This is a genomic window from Rhodopirellula sp. UBA1907, from assembly GCF_002337565.1.
In the GTDB taxonomy this organism is placed as follows: domain Bacteria; phylum Planctomycetota; class Planctomycetia; order Pirellulales; family Pirellulaceae; genus Rhodopirellula; species Rhodopirellula europaea.
This window is the reverse complement of record NZ_DDGH01000101.1, coordinates 168,517-191,704: the sequence shown is the minus strand read 5'-3', so window position 1 is coordinate 191,704 and position 23,188 is coordinate 168,517. Positions and strand designations below refer to the sequence as shown.

At 55.7% G+C, this 23,188-nt stretch carries 16 protein-coding genes; 8 read left to right on the top strand and 8 right to left on the bottom strand.

Annotated features, from left to right (window positions below; genetic code table 11):
- Positions 1–146: 146 nt before the first annotated feature.
- Together B2R17_RS25670 and B2R17_RS25665 are read left to right on the top strand one after the other, a co-directional pair.
- Complete coding sequence (locus B2R17_RS25670; protein ID WP_286766245.1) at positions 147–2,615, top strand: DUF1592 domain-containing protein; 2,469 nt, start codon at positions 147–149, stop codon at positions 2,613–2,615.
- 111 nt (positions 2,616–2,726) lie between these two features.
- Complete coding sequence (locus B2R17_RS25665) at positions 2,727–4,028, top strand: DUF1552 domain-containing protein (RefSeq protein WP_286766244.1); 1,302 nt, start codon at positions 2,727–2,729, stop codon at positions 4,026–4,028.
- A gap of 541 nt (positions 4,029–4,569) precedes the next feature.
- Here the strand turns inward: B2R17_RS25665 and B2R17_RS25660 are convergent.
- On the bottom strand, positions 4,570–5,850 hold the full coding sequence (locus B2R17_RS25660; protein WP_286766243.1) for a DUF1559 domain-containing protein: 1,281 nt from the start codon (positions 5,848–5,850) through the stop codon (positions 4,570–4,572).
- Between the two features lie 825 nt (positions 5,851–6,675).
- Here B2R17_RS25660 and B2R17_RS25655 point away from each other — a divergent pair.
- The 4 genes from B2R17_RS25655 (at position 6,676) to B2R17_RS25640 (ending at position 12,326) form a co-directional block, all read left to right on the top strand.
- Positions 6,676–9,612, top strand: coding sequence for an FG-GAP-like repeat-containing protein (locus tag B2R17_RS25655; RefSeq protein WP_286766242.1), 2,937 nt, complete (start codon positions 6,676–6,678; stop codon positions 9,610–9,612).
- Positions 9,613–10,214: 602 nt separating this feature from the next.
- Positions 10,215–11,282 carry a DUF1559 domain-containing protein gene (locus tag B2R17_RS25650; RefSeq protein ID WP_286766241.1) on the top strand — a complete coding sequence of 356 codons (1,068 nt, stop codon included), beginning with the start codon at positions 10,215–10,217 and terminating at the stop codon, positions 11,280–11,282.
- Positions 11,283–11,334: 52 nt separating this feature from the next.
- The gene (locus B2R17_RS25645; protein ID WP_286766240.1) at positions 11,335–11,766 is read left to right on the top strand and encodes a carboxypeptidase-like regulatory domain-containing protein; all 432 of its coding nucleotides are present in this window, start codon (positions 11,335–11,337) and stop codon (positions 11,764–11,766) included.
- Positions 11,763–12,326, top strand: coding sequence for a carboxypeptidase regulatory-like domain-containing protein (locus B2R17_RS25640; RefSeq protein ID WP_286766239.1), 564 nt, complete (start codon positions 11,763–11,765; stop codon positions 12,324–12,326). Before B2R17_RS25645 ends, B2R17_RS25640 begins: the two co-directional genes overlap by 4 nt.
- Positions 12,327–12,468: 142 nt before the next feature.
- On the opposite strand, the gene B2R17_RS25635 is transcribed toward B2R17_RS25640, so the two are convergent.
- The 6 genes from B2R17_RS25635 to B2R17_RS25610 form a co-directional block, all read right to left on the bottom strand.
- Positions 12,469–13,710: a Glu/Leu/Phe/Val family dehydrogenase gene (locus tag B2R17_RS25635; protein WP_008664513.1), complete on the bottom strand. Its 1,242-nt coding sequence runs from the start codon at positions 13,708–13,710 to the stop codon at positions 12,469–12,471.
- Positions 13,711–13,741: 31 nt separating this feature from the next.
- Complete coding sequence (gene cysK / locus B2R17_RS25630; protein ID WP_008660681.1) at positions 13,742–14,701, bottom strand: cysteine synthase A; 960 nt, start codon at positions 14,699–14,701, stop codon at positions 13,742–13,744.
- Positions 14,683–15,696 (bottom strand): 2-oxoacid:ferredoxin oxidoreductase subunit beta, encoded by a 1,014-nt coding sequence (locus tag B2R17_RS25625; protein WP_007324151.1) that lies wholly within the window; start codon positions 15,694–15,696, stop codon positions 14,683–14,685. The genes cysK and B2R17_RS25625 overlap by 19 nt, the downstream gene beginning before the upstream one ends.
- A gap of 73 nt (positions 15,697–15,769) precedes the next feature.
- A complete protein-coding gene (locus tag B2R17_RS25620) occupies positions 15,770–17,653 on the bottom strand; it encodes a 2-oxoacid:acceptor oxidoreductase subunit alpha (protein WP_007324152.1) in 1,884 nt (627 codons plus the stop codon).
- A gap of 216 nt (positions 17,654–17,869) precedes the next feature.
- Positions 17,870–19,378, bottom strand: coding sequence for a hypothetical protein (locus tag B2R17_RS25615; protein ID WP_286766238.1), 1,509 nt, complete (start codon positions 19,376–19,378; stop codon positions 17,870–17,872).
- 89 nt (positions 19,379–19,467) lie between these two features.
- Positions 19,468–20,067: a hypothetical protein gene (locus B2R17_RS25610; protein ID WP_286766237.1), complete on the bottom strand. Its 600-nt coding sequence runs from the start codon at positions 20,065–20,067 to the stop codon at positions 19,468–19,470.
- Positions 20,068–20,239: 172 nt separating this feature from the next.
- Here B2R17_RS25610 and B2R17_RS25605 point away from each other — a divergent pair, with 172 nt between their 5' ends.
- Both B2R17_RS25605 and B2R17_RS25600 read left to right on the top strand, forming a co-directional pair.
- The gene (locus B2R17_RS25605) at positions 20,240–21,910 is read left to right on the top strand and encodes an adenylate/guanylate cyclase domain-containing protein (protein WP_286766236.1); all 1,671 of its coding nucleotides are present in this window, start codon (positions 20,240–20,242) and stop codon (positions 21,908–21,910) included.
- A 53-nt stretch (positions 21,911–21,963) separates the two neighbouring features.
- Positions 21,964–23,007 (top strand): lysylphosphatidylglycerol synthase transmembrane domain-containing protein, encoded by a 1,044-nt coding sequence (locus B2R17_RS25600; RefSeq protein ID WP_008664519.1) that lies wholly within the window; start codon positions 21,964–21,966, stop codon positions 23,005–23,007.
- Here B2R17_RS25600 and B2R17_RS25595 read toward each other — a convergent pair.
- The coding region (locus tag B2R17_RS25595; protein WP_286766235.1) for a diacylglycerol kinase family protein at positions 22,981–23,188 on the bottom strand (208 nt) is incomplete at its 5' end. The two genes, B2R17_RS25600 and B2R17_RS25595, sit on opposite strands and share 27 nt — an antisense overlap.

Sequence of the window (23,188 nt, the reverse complement as noted above, 5' to 3'; positions counted from 1 at the left end):
TCGTTTCCAGCCGACGACTCGCTATAATCACTGTTAGCGTCCACCGCCGCTGACATGCACGCTCGTTTCTCTACCAAACGCGTCTGCAAATCACCGGTTCCCGCGACGTCCCGCCTCCCTCCCACCCAACATTGCGTGCCTTGTTCATGCTATCGATCTCGCCCCTTCGGCTGGCTGCTGGTTTTGCCTGGATTGCCTGCCTCGCATCATTCTCCACGTCCCTCGCCGACGCTGCCAATCCGACGTCCCAGGAAAAATGGGCGGTCGCGGACAGTGCTGTCGCGTTTCTGCAGGAACAATGCATAGATTGCCACGACGGCTCCAGCGGCGAAGGAGGATTCGACATTCACTCCGTATCGACCGATCTGTCGAACGCCCACAACTTGGAACAATGGGTTTCAATCCACGACCGAGTCCAAAAAGGCGAGATGCCTCCGCCCGAAGACATCGAGCTCGACGCAGAAACGGCTCGCGATTTCACCGAGCCACTCCGCCATCAATTGCAGACCTATCAGCTCGACCAACAACGACGCAACGGACGTGTTCGAGGCCGCCGGCTGAGCAACGAACACTTGTCTCGCACGCTCCAGGATCTGCTGCGAGTCGAATTGCCGCTGGAAGACCTGATGCCTCCGGAGCAGCGGGTTGGAGGCTACGTTCACTTGGCCTCCGCACAATCCATGTCGCACTTTCAATTGAACACGCACCTAAAAGTCGTCGACGCGGCACTCGATGCAGCGTTCGCAAAAGTGCTGGAGCCGACATCGGATTGGGAAATCGACATGCCTCCCAAGAAGATAGCCAACAAACCCAAGGGCCGACGAAACCGTGACCCCGAAATGCGCAAGGGGCTGGCTGTCGTCTGGTCATCCGGAATGATCTTCTACGGTCGCATCTCATCCACACGAGTTCCCGAAGACGGTTGGTACGAGATCACTCTCACAGCGTCCGGTCTAAAGATGCCAAAGGAACACGGCGTTTGGTGCAGCGTCCGCAGTGGCGAGTGCAATTCAGGGGCTCCGCTGCTCTCGTGGGTCGGGAGCTTTGAAGCCGAAGCCGAGCCCAAGACAATGACCTACCAAACGTGGCTTCCCAAAGGACACATGCTGGAAGTCCGTCCCGCCGATCGAACGCTGAAACAAGGACGCTTCCAGGGCGGCCAAGTCGGCTTTGGCGAAGGCGAAGACCAAGACATTCCCGGCGTGGCGATGCACTCGCTGAAGATGAAACGCATCTACCCCGGCGGCAACCGCAAAGAATCACGCGAACGATTGCTTGGTAAACTTCCGCTTCGCTACAACCGCGAACTCAATCGTTCGGAAGTCGACGTCGACAAGTTCAATGAGAAACGAGATCGAAACGAACTGCGAGCGGCAATTGTTCGCTTTGCTGATCTCGCGTTCCGTCGTCCAACCGATGCATCGACCATCGAATCCATATTGCAACTCGCGAAAGAAGAACGACAAAGCGGCGCGACCTTCATCGATGCCTTGCGGGCCGGCTACCGAGCCGTGTTGTGTTCACCTCGTTTTTTGTATCTGACCGAATTCGCGGATGAATCCGGGCAACTGGATGATTGGGCGATCGCATCGCGACTGAGCTATTTCCTGACCAGTTCGATGCCCGATGAAGAACTGCGAAAAGCAGCCGACCAAGGTTTGCTCCGTGACGCGGAGGAACTGATACGTCAAACCGATCGCCTGCTGCAAACCCGACGCGGACAATATTTCCTGGTCGACTTTTCAAACCAATGGCTGGATCTTCTGGACATCGACTTCACGGAACCAGACCGCCGGTTGTTTCGCGATTTCGATCCGACCGTGCAGGCGGCCATGCTGGATGAAACACACCATTTCCTGCAGCGTCTTCTGGACGAAGATCGCCCGGTTCGTGAACTGGTCGGCGCCGACTACACCTTCCTCAACACGCGGTTGGCTCGGTACTACGGGCTGACCGAATCGGAAGCAGACATCGCTGATTTGGATGACCAAACCAAACTGGTTCGAGTTGATCCAGAGTCGCCTCGCGGTGGGCTGCTGAGCCACGGTTCGATCCTCAAAGTCACCGCCGCGGGCAACGATACGTCCCCGGTTTTGCGTGGCATTTGGGTATCCGAACGGATTCTCGGAATCGAAATCCCTTCCCCGCCCGAAAACGTTCCCGCGGTGGAACCAGACATCCGTGGTGCGAAAACCATCCGTGAATTGCTGGCCAAACACCAAGCCGATGTGTCTTGCGCAGCATGCCATCAAAACATTGACCCGCCCGGTTTCGCGCTCGAAAACTTCGACGCCGGCGGCCGCTGGCGTGAACGCTACATGCAGAAACGCGGCAACGCCTACAAACCCGGTCCCGCTGTCGATCCGAGTTTTGAAATGCCCGATGGGTCAACATTCGACTCTTTCGTCACTTTTCGAAACCTGATCGCGAAGAAAGACGAACGCTTGGCCGCCAACCTGGCGTCGCACTTGGTGACCTACGGCACCGGACAAACGATCCAGTTTGCCGATCGTGATCGAATCGAAAAGATTGTCTCCAGCACCAAGGAAACGGAATTCGGCTTTCGGTCGATTCTGGACGAAGTCATCCAAAGCGATTTGTTTCTTTCCAAGTAAGCCAGACTGACCCCCAAGCCAACCCGATAAACCAAACCGAGCCTTCCATTCGAAGCGTTCATTCACCGCTTCGAACCATCCCGCCAAACGCCCCGCCTTCGAGAATCAATCATGAAACGCAGCAACCTTCATTCACGAAGTCCACTCAAACGCCGCACCCTTTTGCGAGGCTCCGGCGTCGCGATGGGACTGCCGTTCTTGTCTGCAATGCGGCCTTCATTCGCTGACAACCACAGCGGCGAAGAGTCGGGCCGCGCCAAACGATTTGTCGCCATGACGGTTGGCTTGGGATTGCTCCCCGAGAACTTGGTCCCCGAGGGCGAGGGCATGAACTACCAACCTTCTCGCTACCTGAAGGCACTGCAAGATCTTCGCGAAAAGGTGACGGTCGTCTCAGGTTCGTCGCACCCTGGAGTCAATGGTGGTCACCGTGCCGAAGCCAGCATTTTGACTGCGACGCCGATGGGCTCGTCCGGTGCCGTCAACAACACAATCTCCATCGATCAGTACCTCGCCAAACACAAGGGCCATAAGACACGCTTCCCATCGTTGGTGTGCAGCACTGGAGGCTCGACCAGTCCGTGTTACACCGAGAGCGGAGCGATGATCCCGCCGATCACTTCCGCGTCGCAGTTGTTCGCGGAACTGTTCGTGAACAGCTCTCCGGCAGAACGCGAAAAACAGGCCGACCGAGTCCGCCAGGGACGCAGCATCATGGACATCGTGGCCGAGGATGCAAAGTCGCTGCAACGTGATTTGGGAAGCGGCGACCGCGACCGTTTAGACGCGTACTTCACCAGCGTTCGCCAACTTGAACAACGCATGCAGCAATCTCAAAAGTGGGCCGAAATGCCAAAGCCCTCGGTGGATGCGAGTGCACCGGTCGATATTCGAAATCCCAATGACCTCATCGCTCGAATGAAAACGATGTGCGATGTGGTTTCCTTAGCCTTGCAAACTGACTCGACGCGCTACGTCACGCTGCACTTGCCCGGCAGCGGCGGTGTTGTTCCGGTCGACGGCGTTGAAGAAGGCTACCACTCACTCAGCCACCACGGCCGCGACGAGACAAAGCTGGAACAGCTCGCACTCGTCGAAGAAGCCATGATTGGTCAGTGGGGTGAATTCCTTCGCGGACTTGGTCAGCACGGCAATTCGCATGGCAACCTTTTGGACGACACCACCGTGTTCCTCACCAGCAACCTCGGCAACTCGTCCAACCACGACAATCGAAACATGCCCGTGTTGATCGCTGGTGGCGGATTCAAGCATGGCGGCCACTTGGCCTTTGACCGCAAGAACAACTACCCACTGCCAAACTTCTATGTCTCACTGCTGCAGCAGCATGGCATGGAAATCGACCAGTTCGCGACAAGCACCGGCACCATGACCGGCCTTGGAATCACAAGCTAAGTCGTTGGACATCAGACTCTCGACCAACCGCGATATGGGCAAAAGCAACAATCGATGGAAAAGCCAGTGCTTCATCTCCGCTCATTCTCGAATTCAACCTCGAGGAAGCAGCTTCATTGCAATCGGCCCTAATGCCTGAAAGAAGCTAACAATCATGGAGACACTGCAGAGGGACCACCACTAGGCTTCACACCCCCTCCTTTCCCTGGCGAAGAGCCTGGGGGAACACCATTCTTTTCAGCCTCGAGGCCTTTTGCATAGAAATCCTCGTCTGGAGTGACTAACTCGCTCGTAGGCTTACCGCAGCCAACGGAAGCAAAGAACACCAACGTCAAACAGAACGAACAGAAATACTTTTTCATCGGAAAACCTTGTTGCGAATATTTTGAATTGTTAATTACACGGCCAGTCATACGACCGTTTCGAAAACTCTATCTTCAGCTGAAATCGTGAAGTCCAGCTGAAGGACCTTGAATAGAAAGAAGCCGCCTCGGAAACGACGGCGGCTTCTCATAATTGAATCGTCAGCCAAGAATGCTGATCAATACTCTCCGTCGATAACTTCCTTCGACGAACGAGTACCGAGGGCTCCCCACAATCCGTATGGGCTCTCTGAACCTGGCTTCAAGTGACCGGCAGTCTGGATCGATTGATTGTTGTGGTAGCCGGGGCTGTCTGAAGTTTGATCGCCGGCCTCAATCGATTCCGTGATGAACCGAACTGCGCCATCAGCCATCGTCACGTGACAGCCGCCGGGGTGCTGGCTACTCGGTGACATGTTTCCCGGCTGGAATTTACTCCACCACTGAATGCAAACGGCACTGTTTGGTGGGGCCTGGGTCAAGAAGCCAGTATCGGTTGAGGAGAAGTGTGCCCAAGCAAAACCGCGTCCCCAAACGTCCGATCCCCACCACGATCCACCACCCATGTAGCCCGGAGGTGCTGTGCCTCCGTCAGTTCCATCAGACCAAAAATTTGGTCGGGTCGGGCTGACGTACGCGTTGCAGCTCTGTGGGTTGTCGTACGTGGTAGGAATATCGACTCCGACTTGACCACGGACGTCACCGTCATTGAGCGAGCTGATGTGCTCACCGAACGCGATTGTATTGGAAAGGCCGTCGAGGATATCTCGGAATTTTGTGGTGATGCGTGGAACGAATGCACCGCGTCCTGTAGCCTTCGATTTCGTCGCCGAGTTGGAGCTCTTCTGCCAATTGTCATCAAGATCGCCGTAAAGCTGAATCCAAATGGCCGAATCACCGAGGCACGCAGAGTAGTTACAACGTCCCATGGCTGGGAGCCCTTCACCCGGATCGCTTGGGCAGCGAAGCGTTGATAGTTGGGTCATCCAGGGGCGGTAACGATAGCCAACAGAGGTTTGTTCTGGCGCAGGCCCCATGGCAGGCCATGGCGGATTCTTTGCAACAGTTGGATCGTTGACCTGATAAGTCGATGGGTTGCTAATTTCTTCCCATAAAGCTTGTTGCTCGATGAAAGGCGTCAGAGCAACAAAACTGCTGAGTGTCATCAGCGAGTTGGATTCGGACGACCAGGTTTGCATTCCATGGCCGAGGTCATTGTTTCCGGCGGTGCCTGTGCCGTGCTTCGGCATCTCGTTGTACGTGCTGTGGTAGTTGTGCAACGCGAGGCCGAGCTGCTTCATGTTGTTGCTACAGCTCATGCGACGAGCAGCTTCTCGTGCTGCTTGGACAGCCGGGAGCAACAGGCCTACTAGTACACCGATGATTGCAATAACCACCAGAAGTTCGACCAACGTAAACCCAGGGCGTGCGTTTGTCCTTGAGCGATAAAAATGTCTCATGCGTGTTCCTTGTTCCCTTCGAAGAACGGAAATAGTCCGAAATATTTGATTGCCGGTATTCGCCGATCAGCGAATACAAACCGGTTGCGGAAAAGGCTGCATCGGTCTCTTCCGTTTTGGCCAACGATGCAATTGCGGAGCCACCAGCTATCGAGAAGAGTCTCGATGGCGACTTGCCACTATCGAAGAAACCCACTTAAGGGACGGCTAATTGCCACTGGGGCAATCGCTTGAGAACTATGTTCCCCAGGAGACTTTCTGAAAAATTTTAATTTTTGAAAAAACTTTCAATTCAACATTCTTACGAACGCAACAAAGTGCCCAATGATTATGCAACAACCGGGCAAATGGCCTAAATTTCGCGCGGGCCATCTACTAACAGCACAATTTGGGGAGAACTAGACGGGTCCCCTGCATAACTTTCCTTAGGCCATGCGTGATATTTGGTCAGTCCTGCGTTGCCAGCCGTTATGTTCGGCCTGCGAATCGAAGTTAGACGACCCACGACACCCGCTTGTTTTGAGCATCACCCTAAAAGATTGGCGCAGTTTATGCTGAGCGTTCGCCGTTTCAAACATCAGGTAAAAACAAACCACATTGATGTTCACTCGAGTGCGTTAGCCAAGGCCGATATGCTTGCCATCAAGGTCCCCGCGACTCCGCCTGCTGAGCGAGTTGTTCTCCGACAAACCACGATGGGGTTCGTCGCATCGTCCGTTCGTTAAAAACCATGGGTTTTCCGCAGTGCACTTCATAGGAGACCAATCGGCTAGCTCCCACTACTACGCCGTTTGGGCTGCGTTTATCAAGCCGTTACGGATCGCGTTGCTCATCTTCACAGGCTCGCTGACTTTGGTAGTCGGTTGCCACCGCCCCGACACCAACGCGCTGGCAACCGAAGATGCCACGCTGGATAATGCGATAGCCCCAATTGATCCGCTCAGCGATGCTCAGGCTGCTTTTGAAAGTGGCGACTACGACCTCGCATCTAGCTTGCTGCGTTCTTTGATGATCGTTCAATCTGACGACGTGGACACGATTTGGTTGGCCGCACGCGTGGAAGCCAAGCGTCAAAATCTTTCGCGGGCACTCGATCTTGCCGAGACCGTTTCTAAAACCGAATGGTCATCACAAAACGATGTCATCGACTTCTGCGTGAAGACCGCATCGGATCTGGCGGACCACCGCCGATATGAACAAGCTCTGCGGCGATCCATCGCAGCCAACCCAACGCAGCCCGAGGGTTACCACCGTTTGTGGCAACACTTCATCAGGCATGGACGGACGTTTGAGGCAGCCCAGGTGGCGGACTTGCTGACCGATCGAGGGCAAGCAAACACTGACCAACTGGAGTCGCTCATTTTCCGCGGCCAATCGTATCCGCGAAAGTTTACGGGGTCCGAGACTGAACAGACATCGCAACTTTCCAGCCAATTCGAACCCGGTGAAGGACGGGCCCGATATTACTTTTCGATCGGTGATTTTCGCGACGCGAGGGAAGAGCTGGAAACATCACTCGCTGACAATTCATCCAATCCACCCGTCAATGTCGCGTCCGCGAAAGCCTTGCTTGGCCGCGTGTTAGCTGAACTCCAAGCCGATGACGATTTCTTGAAATGGCATACGTCGAAGAAGCCACCTTGGGAAGTCTATGACGACTACTGGTTTGCGGTCGGAAGCCACCATTTCGATCACGGTCGGTACGAGTCCGCCATTCACGCACTCCTGCAAGCACTTCGGCGCAATACCGCAGACCTCGTCACATATCAACGGATTCAACAATCATTCAAAGCTCTTCAGCAAGACGAACGCAGCGAAGCTTTCGAGGCGAGAGCCGCCATCGTCAACGAATCACGCGAGACACTGAAGTCGCTGGGACGCGATCCTGGCAACAAAGAATTGGCAGAGAAGATCAGTGGCCAATTGCTCGAACTGGGGCGGCCACTTGAATCGCTTCGATGGGCCGAGCTGAGCGTTCCAACGACCGCGTCCAGGCAACTGACTCAGATAAATCAGCAACGACAAAGGCTTCGCGGAGTGCCTGGACTGCGTCAAATGATGGCGGAAGACGCGATGTTCAACCTCGCGCCCTCGCAATTTGATCTGCAACCGCTCGCGACGACGGGCACAGCTGGAAACGAACAGTTGAGCTGGTCTTCTACGGCCAATGCGAATGTCGAGATAAGTGTCCGAGATGTCGCGTCCGAGATAGGATTGGAATTCCAGTGGTACCAAGGCCAAGAAGTCGACCTATCCTCTATTGCTCTGTATGAATCGCTGGGAGGTGGTGTCGGCGTAATCGACTACGAAGCTGACGGTAACCCAGACTTGTATTTTGCCCAGGGTTCCGGTGATCCGCCTGAACTACGCGGGACCCGGCCAAATCAACTCTTCCGCAACCTTGGCCAACGGTTTGAATCCGTCGAACGGCAAAGCAAGTGCGCCGAGCTTGGGTACTCACAGGGCATCAGCGTTGGCGACGTTAACCAAGATGGATGGCCCGATCTGCTGGTCGCAAACATCGGTCGCAATCGGCTCTTCATCAATTGCGGCGATGGAACCTTTCGCGATGCAACCGATCAGATGCGCGGACAAGGCAAACGCTTCACGTCATCGATGGCGATCGCAGACATCAGTGGCGATGCGTTGCCTGACCTGTTCGAAGTCAACTACATCCAACTCGAAGAAGCGTTCAACCCACCGCAATTCGATTCGCAGGGACGAGAGTTGCTGCAAGGTCCACTCAGCCAGCTTCCGCAATCGGATCACTGGTATCGTGGCGACGGACGCGGCGATTTCATTGGAAGCGAAGTTGACGAATCAATCGCGAAGACAGGCACCGGTCTGGGCATCGTGATCACCGACATCGACGGCCGCGCCGGAAACGAAGTTTTCGTTGGCAACGACGCTCGTCCGAACCATTTGCTGACGTCGGAGGATGGTAGCTGGAAAGACATCGCCAGCGTTCAAGGAGTCGCCAGCGGACACTTCGGCCTCTCGACGGCTTGCATGGGGATCGCCACGGGTGATTTCAACCGAGACGGTCGATTCGACATGCACGTCAGCAATTTCATCAACGAATACGACAATCTGTTTTTGCAGACCGAAGGCGGAACGTTTCGCGACGTTGCACCGAGTTATCAGTTGCCGCAGCTCTGCTCGAACAATGTCGGCTTCGGCTCCAAGAGTCTCGACATTGACCGGGACGGATGGCTGGATGTGATGACGACCAACGGTCACATCTTTGACCAAAGTCATCTGGGCGAACCCTTCCGGCAGAAACCACTGCTGATTCACAGCGGCAAGGATCGGTTCGAACGAGCGATTGTCACCGAGGCATCCGACTACTTCGATGGAGAGTACTTGGGCCGCGGGCTTGCGAAGCTGGACTGGAACCGAGATGGACGAATCGATTTGGTTGTCACCCACCTGGATCGCCCGGCCGCGTTGCTAGAACTCGATGCGAACACAACTGGCAAAGGGCTGCAGTTGGAATTGATCGGCGTGCAGAGCGAACGAGACGCGATCGGAGCCCGAGTCACGGTCAAAGCGGCACACGGCAGCTTGGTGGATTGGGTCACCGCGGGCGACGGTTATCTGTGTACCGACGAAGCCGTGCTCGATTTTGGTTTAGCGGATTGCCATGTGATAGACGAAATCCAGGTTCAGTGGCCCAGCGGCGTCACTCAAACCTTCCGAGACGTCGCGACCGGCCGCCGTTACTTGGTCGTTGAAAACGATTCGAAACTGCGTCAGCGGTAGGCCCCGCTTCCGCAAACTCGCTGTTCGCGGGTCAAGAATCCCCGGGGTCGCATGGCCGAAACCTTTGCCTTATCGGACCGCCCGGCAAAGGATGCAAAGATCACCTAACGGCGTTTACCCCGACATAAATCCAGATTGTCGGTCAAATCCGACAATCCTCAAACCGGCTGCGTCTGAATCCTTCTGCAGATTCCGCAGCTTCTGCACACCCTGCATTCTCGTGTGCAATGCTCAGCAACCAACAGCTGAATCGCCCAGAACTTGAGCACACATGCCCAACAATCGGACACGCAAATAACGAACCCCCTCCCCGAAGAGGGGCAAACCGCATACCCAACATTCGGAAGCCTTTCAAATTCTTCCAGAATTTTATTATTTCACTGCCAATTTCTCCCGGCCACACAAACCTGCTTCGGTGAAGTTCTCCACCCTAAGCTCTCTCGAAACCCCAGTAGGACTAGGTGTTCGATTTTCCAACGGCAAGTTCTGGCCTATTGCTTGCGTTATGCCAATGAGCATCACCGGTGTCACTTTTAGCTGCATCCGCCTGCATCGAGTCACACCACCAATTCATTCGCACATGCACATGGAAATTAAAAGCAATGCGTCGTTCTGACTCCACCCGTTTATCCAGAAGCTCCGGTTTCACCCTCGTCGAACTGCTCGTCGTCATCGCCATCATTGGCGTGATGGTTGGCCTGCTACTTCCGGCCGTTCAATCGGCCCGCGAAGCTGCACGCCGTATGCAGTGTTCCAACAACATGAAGCAGTTGGGACTGGCCATCCACAACTATCACAGCACCTTCAAAATGTTTCCGGCCAACATCGGCTCGCAAACAACAACCGGCTCGCCGTATCGCGGAGCTTCGTGGCTCGTGCAGATTCTTCCGCAAATGGAACAATCGCCTCTCTACGAAAAGCTCACCTTCGTCGATACCGACTTCAGCACCCAAGATCGGGTGAACCGAAACTGGGAAATCCTCGACGAAGCAATCGTTCCTGGCTTCAACTGCCCATCGAATCCGATGCAGAACTATCGCGACAACAACGCAAACGGCGACACCACCGCAATTGGCGCACCTGACACTTACAAAACTCAAATCGTCGATTACGTCGGTGTTGCTGGCTACTATTACACACCGGGGATTCGCCAAGGCGACAGCACCTGGCAACCAGGTGGACGTAGCGACGGCTCGCGTAACGTTTGGACCGGCTACGGCTGGATGCAAGACGCTGGCATCATCGGCATCAACAACTCCAAGTACCGCAACCCAAAATTCGCCAGCATTCTCGACGGAACCAGCCAAACGATCGCGATCGGCGAACACTCCGCTGAAATGCCTCACGCTGACAAGACTCGCACCGACAGCCGACCAAGTAGCCACGCCGGTGGAGCTTGGAATGCCGGACCTTCACAGCACGGATGGTTGGGTTGGACTGCCAACATCACCGTTCCACGTTGGCCCATCAACAGCATCTACTCGGGCAACTACACCCAACTGTATGGCTACACGCTGCACAACGGTTTCCGTTCCAACCACGTCGGTGGTGCGATGTTCACGATGGGTGATGGTGCGGTCAAGTTCATCACCGACAGCATCGACTTCGATGATGTCTTCATGGCGATGAACGGACGCAACGACCGTTTCGTCTACCAATACGACTTCTAAGCCACTTCGACTCAGCTCCAATCAAGATCTATTCAAGAAGGAATCTAATTTAATGAACGGGTTATCGAGACTTCTAACCGGAACGGCGACGCTCGCCGCACTCACTTTTATCACGGGCTGCGGCCCTGAGTTGCCACCCATCGGCGAAGTCACGGGGCTGGTTACCCAAGACGGAAAACCTGTTGAAGGTGTCGCACTTGAGTTTGTTCCCACCGAGGGTGGGCGACCATCCATGGCGGTGACGGACAGTGAAGGTCGCTACAGTGCGATGTTCACCGCCGACACCGACGGAGCTCTCGTCGGCAAACATTCCATTCGCTACGAGATCAACGGTCCTGCCGCTCCTATGCCGGCAAGCCCGGACGCAGAGTTCATTCCAACTTCCAAGAAGCCCGACATGGGTGGGAAGACAAAGATCGAACCTAGCGAAGTCGAAGTTGTCGACGGCAGCAACGAAATCAACTTTGAGTTTGTTGCTGGATGATTCGTCTGCGAATTGCGATTGGATCGTGCCTGCTATTGACGATTGGTTGTGATCCACAACCATCGTCAAAGCTGGGGCAAGTGACCGGTACAGTCTTTCATGACGGTGTGCCGGTCCCGAACATGGCAATCGAATTTCACCCTGTCTCCGGCGGGCGTCCATCGCTTGCCTTTACGAATGACAGTGGGCAATTCGAAGCGATCTATCTGGCCAATGTTCCTGGGGCGAAGATTGGCACTCACGACATTCGCTATGAACTGACGCCGGGCAAATTGGCGGCTGATATATCTCCGGCAGAAATGCTGGAGATTGAGCGACCCACGATTGCAAACGGAGCGATCCTCGACATGACTCGCGTGACCGTGAAGCAGGGCAGCAATCATTTCGAATTCCAGTTGATTCCGCCTCCCGAAGGACAAGTCCCTGAGGAAACGGGTTACGAAGCGATGGCACCACCTGCGGATCCCAGTCCGGATGCCGGTGCCGATGAACCCGAAGTGATGCTCTTCGTTCAGCCAGTCGAAGAAGCCCCGCCGGCAAACGAAGTCGCACCGGAGTGAGCAATGCGTTCACTCAAGGTGTGTTTCGACCCAACACCTCCTACGCGAAGTCTTTCTTCCGACATCGCTGACGTCAATCTCATAGCCATCTGACCGGAACGTTTCGCGAAGCACACTTCGCGAACGTTCGGCAGGGGCCTGATCAAGCCAAACCGGCGAGTTCCGTCGCACGACGAACTCTTGAGATGCCGATCATGTAGGCTGCCGTTCGAAGTGACACTTCGTGCTGAGCCGCCATCTGCCAAACCTTTTCGAACGCTTCGTTCATCGTGTGATCGAGTTCTTGACGCACACGATCCAGTGGCCATCGATAGTGCTGCCGGTTTTGGACCCATTCGAAATAGCTGACCGTCACACCGCCCGCGTTGGCGAGAATGTCCGGCAGGATTGTGACGCCACGATCGTGAAGCGCCGCGTCCGCATCTGGATCGACTGGACCGTTCGCGGCTTCGACAATGACTTTCGCATTGATGTCCTGAGCGTTCTTTTGCGTGATCACACCGCCCAATGCGGCCGGGATCAACACCTCGACATGATCGAGTTTCAGCAACGCATCGAGCGGCAGATGCTCGGCGCGTTCAAAACCTTCGAGCAATCCCTTCGGGTGCGCGAACTTGTGTCGCAGCAACTCAGGGATATTCAATCCGTCGGCGTTATAATAGGTCCCGGTGATGTCCGAGACCGCGACAATCGGAAACTGAGCGTCGTGTAAAAACTTGGCGGCATGTGAACCCACATTCCCGAAGCCCTGGATGGCAACGCGAGTTTTCGAAGCGTCCATTCCCAAACGTTTGGACAGCTTCACCGTCAAAGTCCCGACCCCGCGACCGGTCGCTTCTTCACGGCCCTTCGCCCCGTATTCTTCGACGGGCTTTCCCGTGATCACAGCGGGATGAAAACCGTGGTACTTTTCCCACTGGTTCCGGAACCATGCCATCACTTGGTGATCCGTGCCCATGTCCGGTGCGGGAATGTCAGTATCAGGACCGACGATGTCGTGAATCTGATCAACAAACGCCCGGGTCAGTCGCTCAATCTCGGCACACGACATCTGGCTGGGATCGATTCCGATGCCACCTTTTGCTCCGCCATAGGGCAAATCGACCACGGCGGTTTTCCAGGTCATCAAACTCGCCAAAGCGCGAGTCTCGTCCAAGTCGACTTCGGGGTGGAATCGCAATCCGCCCTTCATGGGGCCGCGACTGTGATCGTGCTGAACACGAAATCCGATGTAGTTTGCGAGACGACCGTCATCGAGACGGATGGTCACTTGGACCTGCACCTCACGCTGGGGCATCAACAAAGCTTCTCGAAGGTCCGGATCAATCTCTAAACGATCCGCGGCTTGGTCAAAGAAAATCCGCGTGGCTTCGAAAGCTTTCATGTTGCCTACCAGTTATCAGACATAAACACCATTACAAACCTAGGTCACCAAACAGCGGTGTGCTGAGATAACGTTCACCTAAGCTGCACATCACGGTGACAATACGCTTGCCCTTCATCTCGGGTCGCGCAGCAATCTGAGCAGCCGCCCACATGTTCGCACCGCTACTGATCCCCGCGACGATGCCTTCTTGCTTGGCAAGCTGACGCCCCCATTCAAATGCGTCTTCGTCATCGACCTGGACAACGTCATCAATGATCGACGTGTCCAAGTTTCCGGGAATGAAGCCCGCTCCAATTCCTTGAATTCGGTGCTTGCCGGGCGAGCCGCCACTGATCACGGGCGAATGCTTCGGTTCCACCGCGAACGCTTTGAAGTCTGGGTTTTGTTTCTTCAGGAAACGGGCCACACCGGTGATCGTCCCACCCGTTCCAACACCGGCAACGATCGCATCGATCTTGCCATCCGTGTCAGCCCAAATTTCAGGGCCGGTGGTCGCTTCGTGGATCGCAGGGTTCGATGGATTCTCGAATTGCTGTGGCATGAACGAGTTGTCGGTTTGGTTGACCAACTCCTGAGCCGTTGTGATCGCGCCCTTCATCCCGTCACCAGCCGGCGTCAAAACCAAGTTGGCTCCCATCGCTCGCAGCAACGCGCGGCGTTCGACCGACATCGATTCGGGCATCGTGAGCGTCAGCTTGTAGCCTTTTGCAGCACAAACAAACGCGAGTGCGATTCCGGTGTTGCCACTGGTGGGTTCGATGATGTGCGTTTCGGGATTGATGCTTCCATCACGTTCCCCGGCTTCGATCATCGCCACGCCGATACGGTCTTTCACGCTGTTGAGCGGCTGAAAGAACTCGCACTTGGCGAAGACCGTCGCGTCACCCGAAGGCACCAAGCGATTGATCTGCACCATCGGGGTTTCACCGATTGCGCGGGCAATGTTGTCGAAAGTTTTTCCTCGAGACATCAGGCTGTAACCTCCCATGTATCGCCGCTACGGAACAGCTTAGACAGATCGCCTTCGCCGCGTGCCGCTTTGGCTTGCGTGACTTGCTCGTTGATTTGATCGTTGTACGTCGCCACTCCAGCAACACTGCGCAGAACACCGATTGGTTCTGGCATGTCGGGATATCGCATGCGTGCCAACATCATTTGGATCGATGGATTCGGATCATGTGCATCATGAATCAACAAATCATCGGCTGGGACGTCAGCGGTGTTGACGACTTCGAGATGGCTGCCGACCAAGCGAATACCCTTGTCGCGTTCGGCACCAAAGATCAACGGCTTGCCGTGCTCCAATTCGATCACGTTGTCCGCACGCTGTTTACGTTCTTGTGCGTAAGCCATCGCCCCATCGTTGAACACGTTGCAGTTTTGATAAACCTCAACGAGTGATGTTCCTTTGTGTTCGGCAGCCGCCTTGAGCGTTTTGCCCAAGTGCTGAACGTGTGCATCGATGCTACGCGCCACAAACGTGGCTTCAGCGGCCAATGCCACGGACAGAGGACTCAGTGGGTGATCGATCGCACCCATCGGCGTGCTCTTGGTGACCTGACCTTCGGTGCTGGTTGGGCTGTACTGCCCCTTCGTCAGACCATAGATCCGGTTGTTGAACAGAACGATGTTGACGTCGAGGTTACGACGCAAGCAGTGGATGAAGTGGTTGCCACCGATCGACAACGCATCGCCATCACCGGTGATGACCCACACCATCAAATCGGGGCGGGTCGACTTCAGCCCGGTCGCAAATGTTGGTGCACGACCGTGGATGCTGTGCATGCCATAGGTGTTCATGTAATACGGGAATCGGCTGCTGCAACCGATGCCGCTGACGAACACAGTCTTCTCGCGAGGCACACCAAGATCCGGCAGGATCTTTTTCATCTGAGCGAGAATAGAATAGTCACCGCAACCTGGGCACCAGCGAACGTCTTGATCGGAGGCGAAGTCAGCGGCCTTAAGGACAGGAAGATTCATAGGATTGAATGATTGTGTGGGGATGATTTTGGCAAAGGTGAACGACGACGAAAGCGAGCAGATTGGCGAACGCCTAACCCGCTTTGCTCTGTGAATGCGTCGAAGTGTGTTTGCTGATGGCTTCCACCAATTCGGAAACAGCAAACGGTTTGCCTTGGATTTTGTTGATCCCAATGCAGTCCACGAGATACTCGGCACGAAGCAGCATTCGCAGTTGACCCGAATTCAATTCCGGCACGACGACCGTTTTGAACGACTTCAGCAACGTGCCGATGTTGCGAGGCAACGGATTGACGTAGCGAATGTGGGCATGGGACACCGAGTGACCGGCTTGGCGACAACGATTGACCGCCGTGTGGCAGGCACCATACGTTCCACCCCAAGAAACCACCAAGACATCGCCCGACGTTTCGCCGTTGACATCTTGTTCTGGAATCCGTTCGGCAATCTTCGCAACCTTGGCAGCGCGAGTGTCGCACATGTGTTGGTGGTTGGCAGGATCGTAGGACACGTTGCCCGTGCCGTCTTCCTTTTCCAACCCGCCGACGCGGTGCATCAATTCGGGCGTTCCAGGAATCGCCCAAGGACGTGCCAGATTCTCGTTGCGAGCGTACGGCAAGAATGGACCATCGCCGGTGTGCTCTTCCGGATGGCTGCAACTGATTGTTGGCAATTCATCCATGTCCGGAATCTTCCATGGCTCACTGCCGTTGGCGATGTAACCATCGGACAACAACATCACGGGAACCATGCATTCCGTCGCAATCCGCCATGCTTCCACGGCCATCGCGAAACAATCGCCGGGCGAACGTGGTGCCAGGACCGGCATCGGAGCTTCCCCGTTGCGGCCGAACATGACTTGCAACAAATCGCTTTGCTCGGTCTTGGTAGGCAATCCGGTGCTGGGTCCGCCGCGTTGAACGTTGATCACGATCATCGGCAATTCCAACATCACGCCCAATCCCATCGCTTCACCCTTCAGGGCGATACCAGGACCACTGCTGGCGGTGACCGCCATCGTGCCGCCAAACGCTGCTCCGATGGTTGCACCAATCGCGGCGATTTCGTCTTCGGCTTGAAACGTACGAACGCCAAAGTTCTTGAACTTGGTCAGCTCATGCAAAATGTCCGAGGCGGGCGTGATGGGATACGTTCCGTAGAACATCTCCTTGTTGCTGATCTTTGATGCAGCAATCAATCCCCACGCCAGGGCTTGGTTGCCCATGATGTTGCGATAGGTGCCCGGTTCCAATTCAGCGGCTTCGACTTGATAGCTTTCGCTGAATTCTTCGGTCGTTTCACCGTACGCCCAACCGGCACGAAGAGCCGCCACGTTGGCCGCGGCAACATCTGGCTTCTTGCCAAATTTGGCTTCGATGAATCGCAGCGTTGGATCGAGCGAACGACCAAACAACCAGTACACCAATCCCATCGCAAAGAAGTTCTTGCAGCGATCGGCGATCTTGGTCGACAAACCGTGTTCGGCGACGGCCGCACGAGTCAGCTTGGTCATCGCGACCTTCACGACCCGATAAGACTGGTCGATCACGTCGGCTTCGAGCGGATTGCTCTCGACTTTGGCGAGTTTGTATTCCTTCTCGTTGAAACCGTCTTCGTTGGCGATCAGGATTCCGCCTTTTCGAAGATCACCAATATTGGTGACCATGGCCGCGGGGTTCATCACCACCAACGCGTCCAGGGTGTCGCCGGGCGTGAAGATCGCCTCGCTCGCGAATTGAACCTGGAACCCAGAAACCCCAGCCCGGGTGCCCCGTGGGGCCCGAATCTCAGCGGGGAAATCGGGGAAGGTAGCCACGTCGTTGCCTGCCAACGCCGAGGTGTTGGTCAACTGCGTGCCCAAAAGCTGCATTCCGTCACCCGAGTCACCGCACAAGCGAACAGTGATCCCCGGTACGGATTCGATTTTTTTGTTGGTGGTCGGCGTAGAAGTGGTCATGGATGCGAAATCGCCCTTTCGGGACGTTCAAGCGGGTCGACCCAGCCTGCCTTAAGGGCAGTTGAAAGCTCAGTCGAATCGAAAAGAGGGTGAGAATTTGCCGGTAAGCAACCGCACGGGCGAGAGAGCCAGCAAAAAGTGGTGGACTTTACGGATTGTATCGATCAATCCGGTTAGGAAACTGACCCGAATTCTAACTTTTTTCCCATTCCAGCGTCATACCCGTTCCATCTCACGAACGTAAACCGCCAAGGAAGTTTCGAACGTCGAGGCGTCGATCTTGTACTTGGGGGCCGCATCAGTGAACTGATTGCAGTGTTCGGCCAGCACGCGGTACAGAAAACGGAATAAATGCCGGGGCACTCGCAACGATTCAAACGCGGTCAGCATCCGCTCATACGACAACGAATCGTCGAACAATTCCTTCGGATCGGGATGCTTTCCCTCCGCCGCGCACGCAATCATGCGTGAACGCGTCAGGTCATACAGCGATTCGCCCGTCCAAGAGAAAGCCGGAATGACGTTCTGCTTATCCAACCGGGCTCGCTCGTGAAATTCACGCGTTTCGCGTTCGGTGTCGCGGTAAAGCTCTTCGGGCAACATCAGCTTGAACCCCAACCCGGGGTGCTTCAGCAATTTGTTGTCCAGCAGTGGCCACACAAAACGACGCATCAGCTCTGGCTTTCCGCCCGTCATGTGAGGCTCATCGACTCGGTCCATCAAAACGATCACCCCGTCGAATCCCAACCGCCCCAGCAGCGATTGAAACTTCCGAAGCAACTCATAGCGGTCGTCCGTTCGGTCGTAACGCGGCAACGGCTGGCTGGCGAGTTCCTTTGCCGGGAACTGCATCAAGACCTTGCGAACCGATGACGTCTCTCGTTTGCCAACCCGCATGTGGCGATGAATTCCCATCGCGGCGAATTGATTGCGGCACCACCGAATCAGATACGGCAGTTTGCCAAAGAAGCACAGCACCGGAATGAACCAGAGCCAATTCCATGTCCGCACACCTTCTTCATCAACGGAGGCCCAAAACAACCAACCGAACACTCCCACCACCAGCACACACCAAACGATCGCGAACCAGAAATCCAGCGATGAAGTCCAGTTTGCGTACCCCAATCGCTTGCGCAGTTGCTCAAACCGCCCCGAAAATGTCGACGAGGTCGACTGATCGTAGGAAGCCGCCAGCAGCAACAAATCGCGAGCGTCGTTGCGATCGAGCTTGGAGAGTTTGGCTGTGTCGATTCGATTGCCGTTGTCAACTTTGGATCGTTGTGAGTCGCTTTCCAGCAACACCTGGTCGACCAGTTCGGTCACGCCCAGACACAAGATCGCATCCATGTGATCCCATAAACGCCAAGCATCGAGAGCTTTCTCAGGCTTGCGAGACGCACGGCGTCCCAATCGTTCGCAGAAGTGATCCAGGAACGGATTGAAGTCGTCATATCGAATGATGTAAACGCGGCCGTCCGGGTTCTGGGCATTGAAATGCACCAGATGCCGATCGACCTGCAATCGCATCGCGGTTTTGCCGCTGCCCTTTGGCCCAAAGATGATCGCCGTCGCCGGCTCGGTTGGGTCCCCATACACCTTGTCCCAAGCAGGGTGGTACGCATTCTGAATGCAGTGCTGCTTGAACACCGGGTCGGTCTGCGCATCCTCCTCCGCGAACGGGTTGCGAGCGATGCCGTGATGTTCCAAAAAACTTTGCGTGTTCAAAGGATCAATGTCCGAAAGGAACGACCAAAAGAGCCGGGGGTTTCAAAAGTGTCGCTGCGATCAAGAACGACACGTCAAGTCAAACGTTTTCACTCGTCGATCGAAGCAATCATCTTCTTGAAAAGATCGCGGTTCGATTCGATCAAAGCGATGGGGCCATACATCTTCACGAAGAACTTGCGGCCCTCTGGGTGCACCAAGATCGCCCCCATCATCTTGTAATTTTCGCGTTGGACCTTTCGTCCGCCAGAGAACGGTCCGCCGCCCATGGTTTCGGTGAAGGTGCCCGAGACTTCGATCACGTGCGTTTCCCAATCACCTTCCTTCTTCACTTCGGTCTCAGCAACTTTCTTGTTCGAGCCGCTGAATTGATTCTTCCATCGATCCAGGTTGGCTTTGACGTCTCCACCCGCTGCCATCATCGTGATGCGAGCTGACGGTGCATCGTCGCCTTCACCGTCTTTGACCGCGAATTCGTGCTCAACGATCCGGCTGCGAGGGGTCGTTTTCTTAAACGATTCGGGCACTTCCAATGTTCCCGCACCAAAGACATCCACCGTGACAGGTTTCGCCGTGGCGGCGTCTTGAGCTTGAACGTTGGTTTGGCACGCGACAGCGACGAACAGGAACGCTGGCAGGGCCAAAGTGACGACACAACGATTGAGAACACACCGATTCAAAACGGACATGGAGCACCTCGTGGAAGGACGAATGATAGGAAATCGATTGGATTCGATCTCAGGATCTCCACCATAGCAATTCATGCACCCAATTATGAGGGGCTGGCAAAGAAACGCTACACTGCCGACGTCCACCAGCAACCTGCTCAGATTGCCCGTCCATTTCGCGTTGAAACGCCCGATGTCGCCACCACCCGCCGAATCGCCTCGCCGCTGGACCTGGGCTCAACGTCACGCGATGTTTCTCGTCGGGGTCTCGCCGATCGTCGCGAATGTGATCGGCAGCGTCTTCAACATTCTCTACAACCAAACGCAGATCCAGCCGCTGCTGTCGCCGGCTCAAATGGACCGATTTCATGCCTGCTGGCAGGTTTTCAACCTGTTCGTGTATCCGGTGGCGATCGCCTGTTACGTCGTTCCACTCTGGCAACTGCGTCGAGTCCACCGGGCTCTTTTGGATCATCAACCGGTCGATTCTGAAACCCTCGCCGCCGCCCGTCGACGAGTGATCCATTTGCCGTGGTGGTTTCTGTTGGTCGCCGCGATCGGGTGGCTGTCCTGCATCCCCATCTTTCCCCTCGCAATCGCATCCGCGGGCGAACCCTTGTCTGGGTTGGTCGTTTGGCACTTGATCACCTCGTTTGTGATCGCGTCCCTGATCGCGGTCACGCAGAGTTTTTTCGCCGTCGAACTCACCGCTCAAGCCACATTGTTTCCGGTCTTTTTCCAAGACAGCAATCCAGCCAATGTTCCCGGCGCGGTTCCGCTCAGCATCCGAGCCCGCGGAATCCTGTGGGCTTTCTCCGCGGTTGTCTGTCCCGTGATCTCGCTGGTGATGCTGTTGATCGTGCCCGACGCAGCCAACTTGTCACCGATGTTTGGCGTCACCGTCGGAGTTGTTGCGATCGCGTTTGGGCTGATCACCAGTTGGATGCTCGGCCGATGGGTCACGGCTCCTGTGATGCAGTTGCAACGCGCGGCATCCAGCGTCGCTCGAGGGAACCTGGACGTCCGCGTCAAGCTTCTTCGCAGCGACGACTTTGGGCACTTGATCGAACGATTCAACCGGATGGTCGACGGATTGCAGCATCGCCAGAAACTGCAGGAAACATTTGGTCGTCATGTCGGTCGTGAGGCCGCCAAACAGATCATGAACCAAAGCGATGGCCTCAACGGCAGCGAACAAGTCATCTCGGTGATGTTCGTCGACGTCCGCAACTTCACGCGTCAATCATCCAAGCTCTCACCGACGCAAGTCGTTCAAGCACTGAACGTGTTTTTCCAAGAAGCGGTGGAAGTCATCGAATCTCATGGCGGCATGGTGAACAAGTTCTTGGGCGATGGCTTCATGGCGATCTTCGGTGTCGGCGGCAGTGCCATCGATCACGGCGCCAAAGCAGTCGCGGCGGGCCAAGAACTGGCGGCGTCGATGGCGAACAAGAAAACCATGATGCAAGATGCCGGTTGGGAAGATTTCGCAATTGGAATTGGCATCAACACCGGGCCGGCCGTGGTGGGCTGCATCGGTTCCCCCAAACGCCAGGAATACACCGCGATTGGCGACACGGTGAACATCGCCTCGCGAGTCGAATCGCTGACCAAGCCGCTGGGCCACTCCCTGCTGATCACGCAGTGCACGCGAGCGACGTTGCCGGAGTCCTTTCCCGCGACCGCGTTGCCCGAGCAGATGGTCAAAGGCAAAACCACCGCTTTGGCGGTCTATGCGGTCGCCGATCACCCCGAAACTCCCAATGGAACTGGCGATTCTGATCAAGTCGACGACAGGCATCCATCGACTTCAAAAACGGCGATCTCCGACCAAGATTTGCAGAACACTCCCGGGCATTCCTGAAACGAGAACGCATCGCCTATCCGAAGCGTTCACCTCGAATTATTCTTGCCGGCATGCCCGAACACTTTCAACGCTACGCGATCATCCTGGTCAAATTCGCGGTTCCAGTCGCCATCATTTGGTTTCTGCTCAGCCGCATCGAACCTGCTCAGTGGGATGACCTGACGGCCCGATCCATCAACATGCCTTTGTTGGTTGGTGCGCTCGCCGTTGCGATTTGCGCGCTGCTGGTTTCGTTTGTTCGTTGGTGGGTTCTGGTTCGCTGCCAAGGCATCCCGCTCAGCCTATTGGAAGCGATGCGTTTGAGTTCGATTTGCTTTCTGCTGAGTTTTGTCTCGGCCGGCAGCGTGGGCGGAGACCTATTCAAGGCGGTGTTCCTCGCTAGACGTTCGCCGGGAAAACGCATTGCCGCCGTCGCCTCCGTGGTCGTTGACCGGGGTGCTGGCTTGTACGGATTGCTGTTGCTCGTCTCCGGTGGGCTGCTGCTTCATCAGTCACAAGACCCGTTCGAATTCAATGGCATCACAATCGATGACATCAAGGTCATCACCATCGTGTTGCTGTCGGTCGGCTCGGCCATCTTGGCAATGCTGGTCTTCGGCGGCAAGTTTGTCGACACGCTGCTGCAACGTGGCGAGAAGCTGCCCATGGTCGGTTCGCTGATCAAGCACGTCGGCCCGCCGCTGCGGATGTTCCATCATCACCCCTGGGCGTTCGCATCGTCGCTCGTGATGAGTGTTGTCGTACAAGGACTGCTTGTGATCAGCATGTATCTGATTGCGGTCTCGATGTACGACCTGCCGCCAACCTTGGCCGAACACTTTGTCATCGTCCCAATCGGCATGCTGATGTCGGCATTGCCGCTGACTCCCGCCGGTGTCGGTGTCTTGGAAGTGACCATCGAAACGCTGTACCACATCGTTCCCGCGACAAAGACGGACGCATCAGGAACCTTGGTCGCCTTGGCGTTTGAACTGGTCAAAGTCGTGATGGCGATCATCGGTACGATCTTCTACTGGACCGCCGGCCGCGAAGTCCAAGAGAGTCTCGAAGAAGCCAGCACGAGCGATTCAGACACCGAACAAGCGGCCGTATAGCGGCGGCAGCAACACGATCAATCCGACGGCCGCAGCAGCTAGGCTAATCACCAAAACAGCCCCCGCTGCGATATCGAGTGCTTGTCCGATTCGTGGGTGATGCTGCGGGTGCACAACCGAGACCAGCAACTCAATCGACGTGTTGAGCAACTCCGCTGTCATCACGCCGCCGATCGCGAGA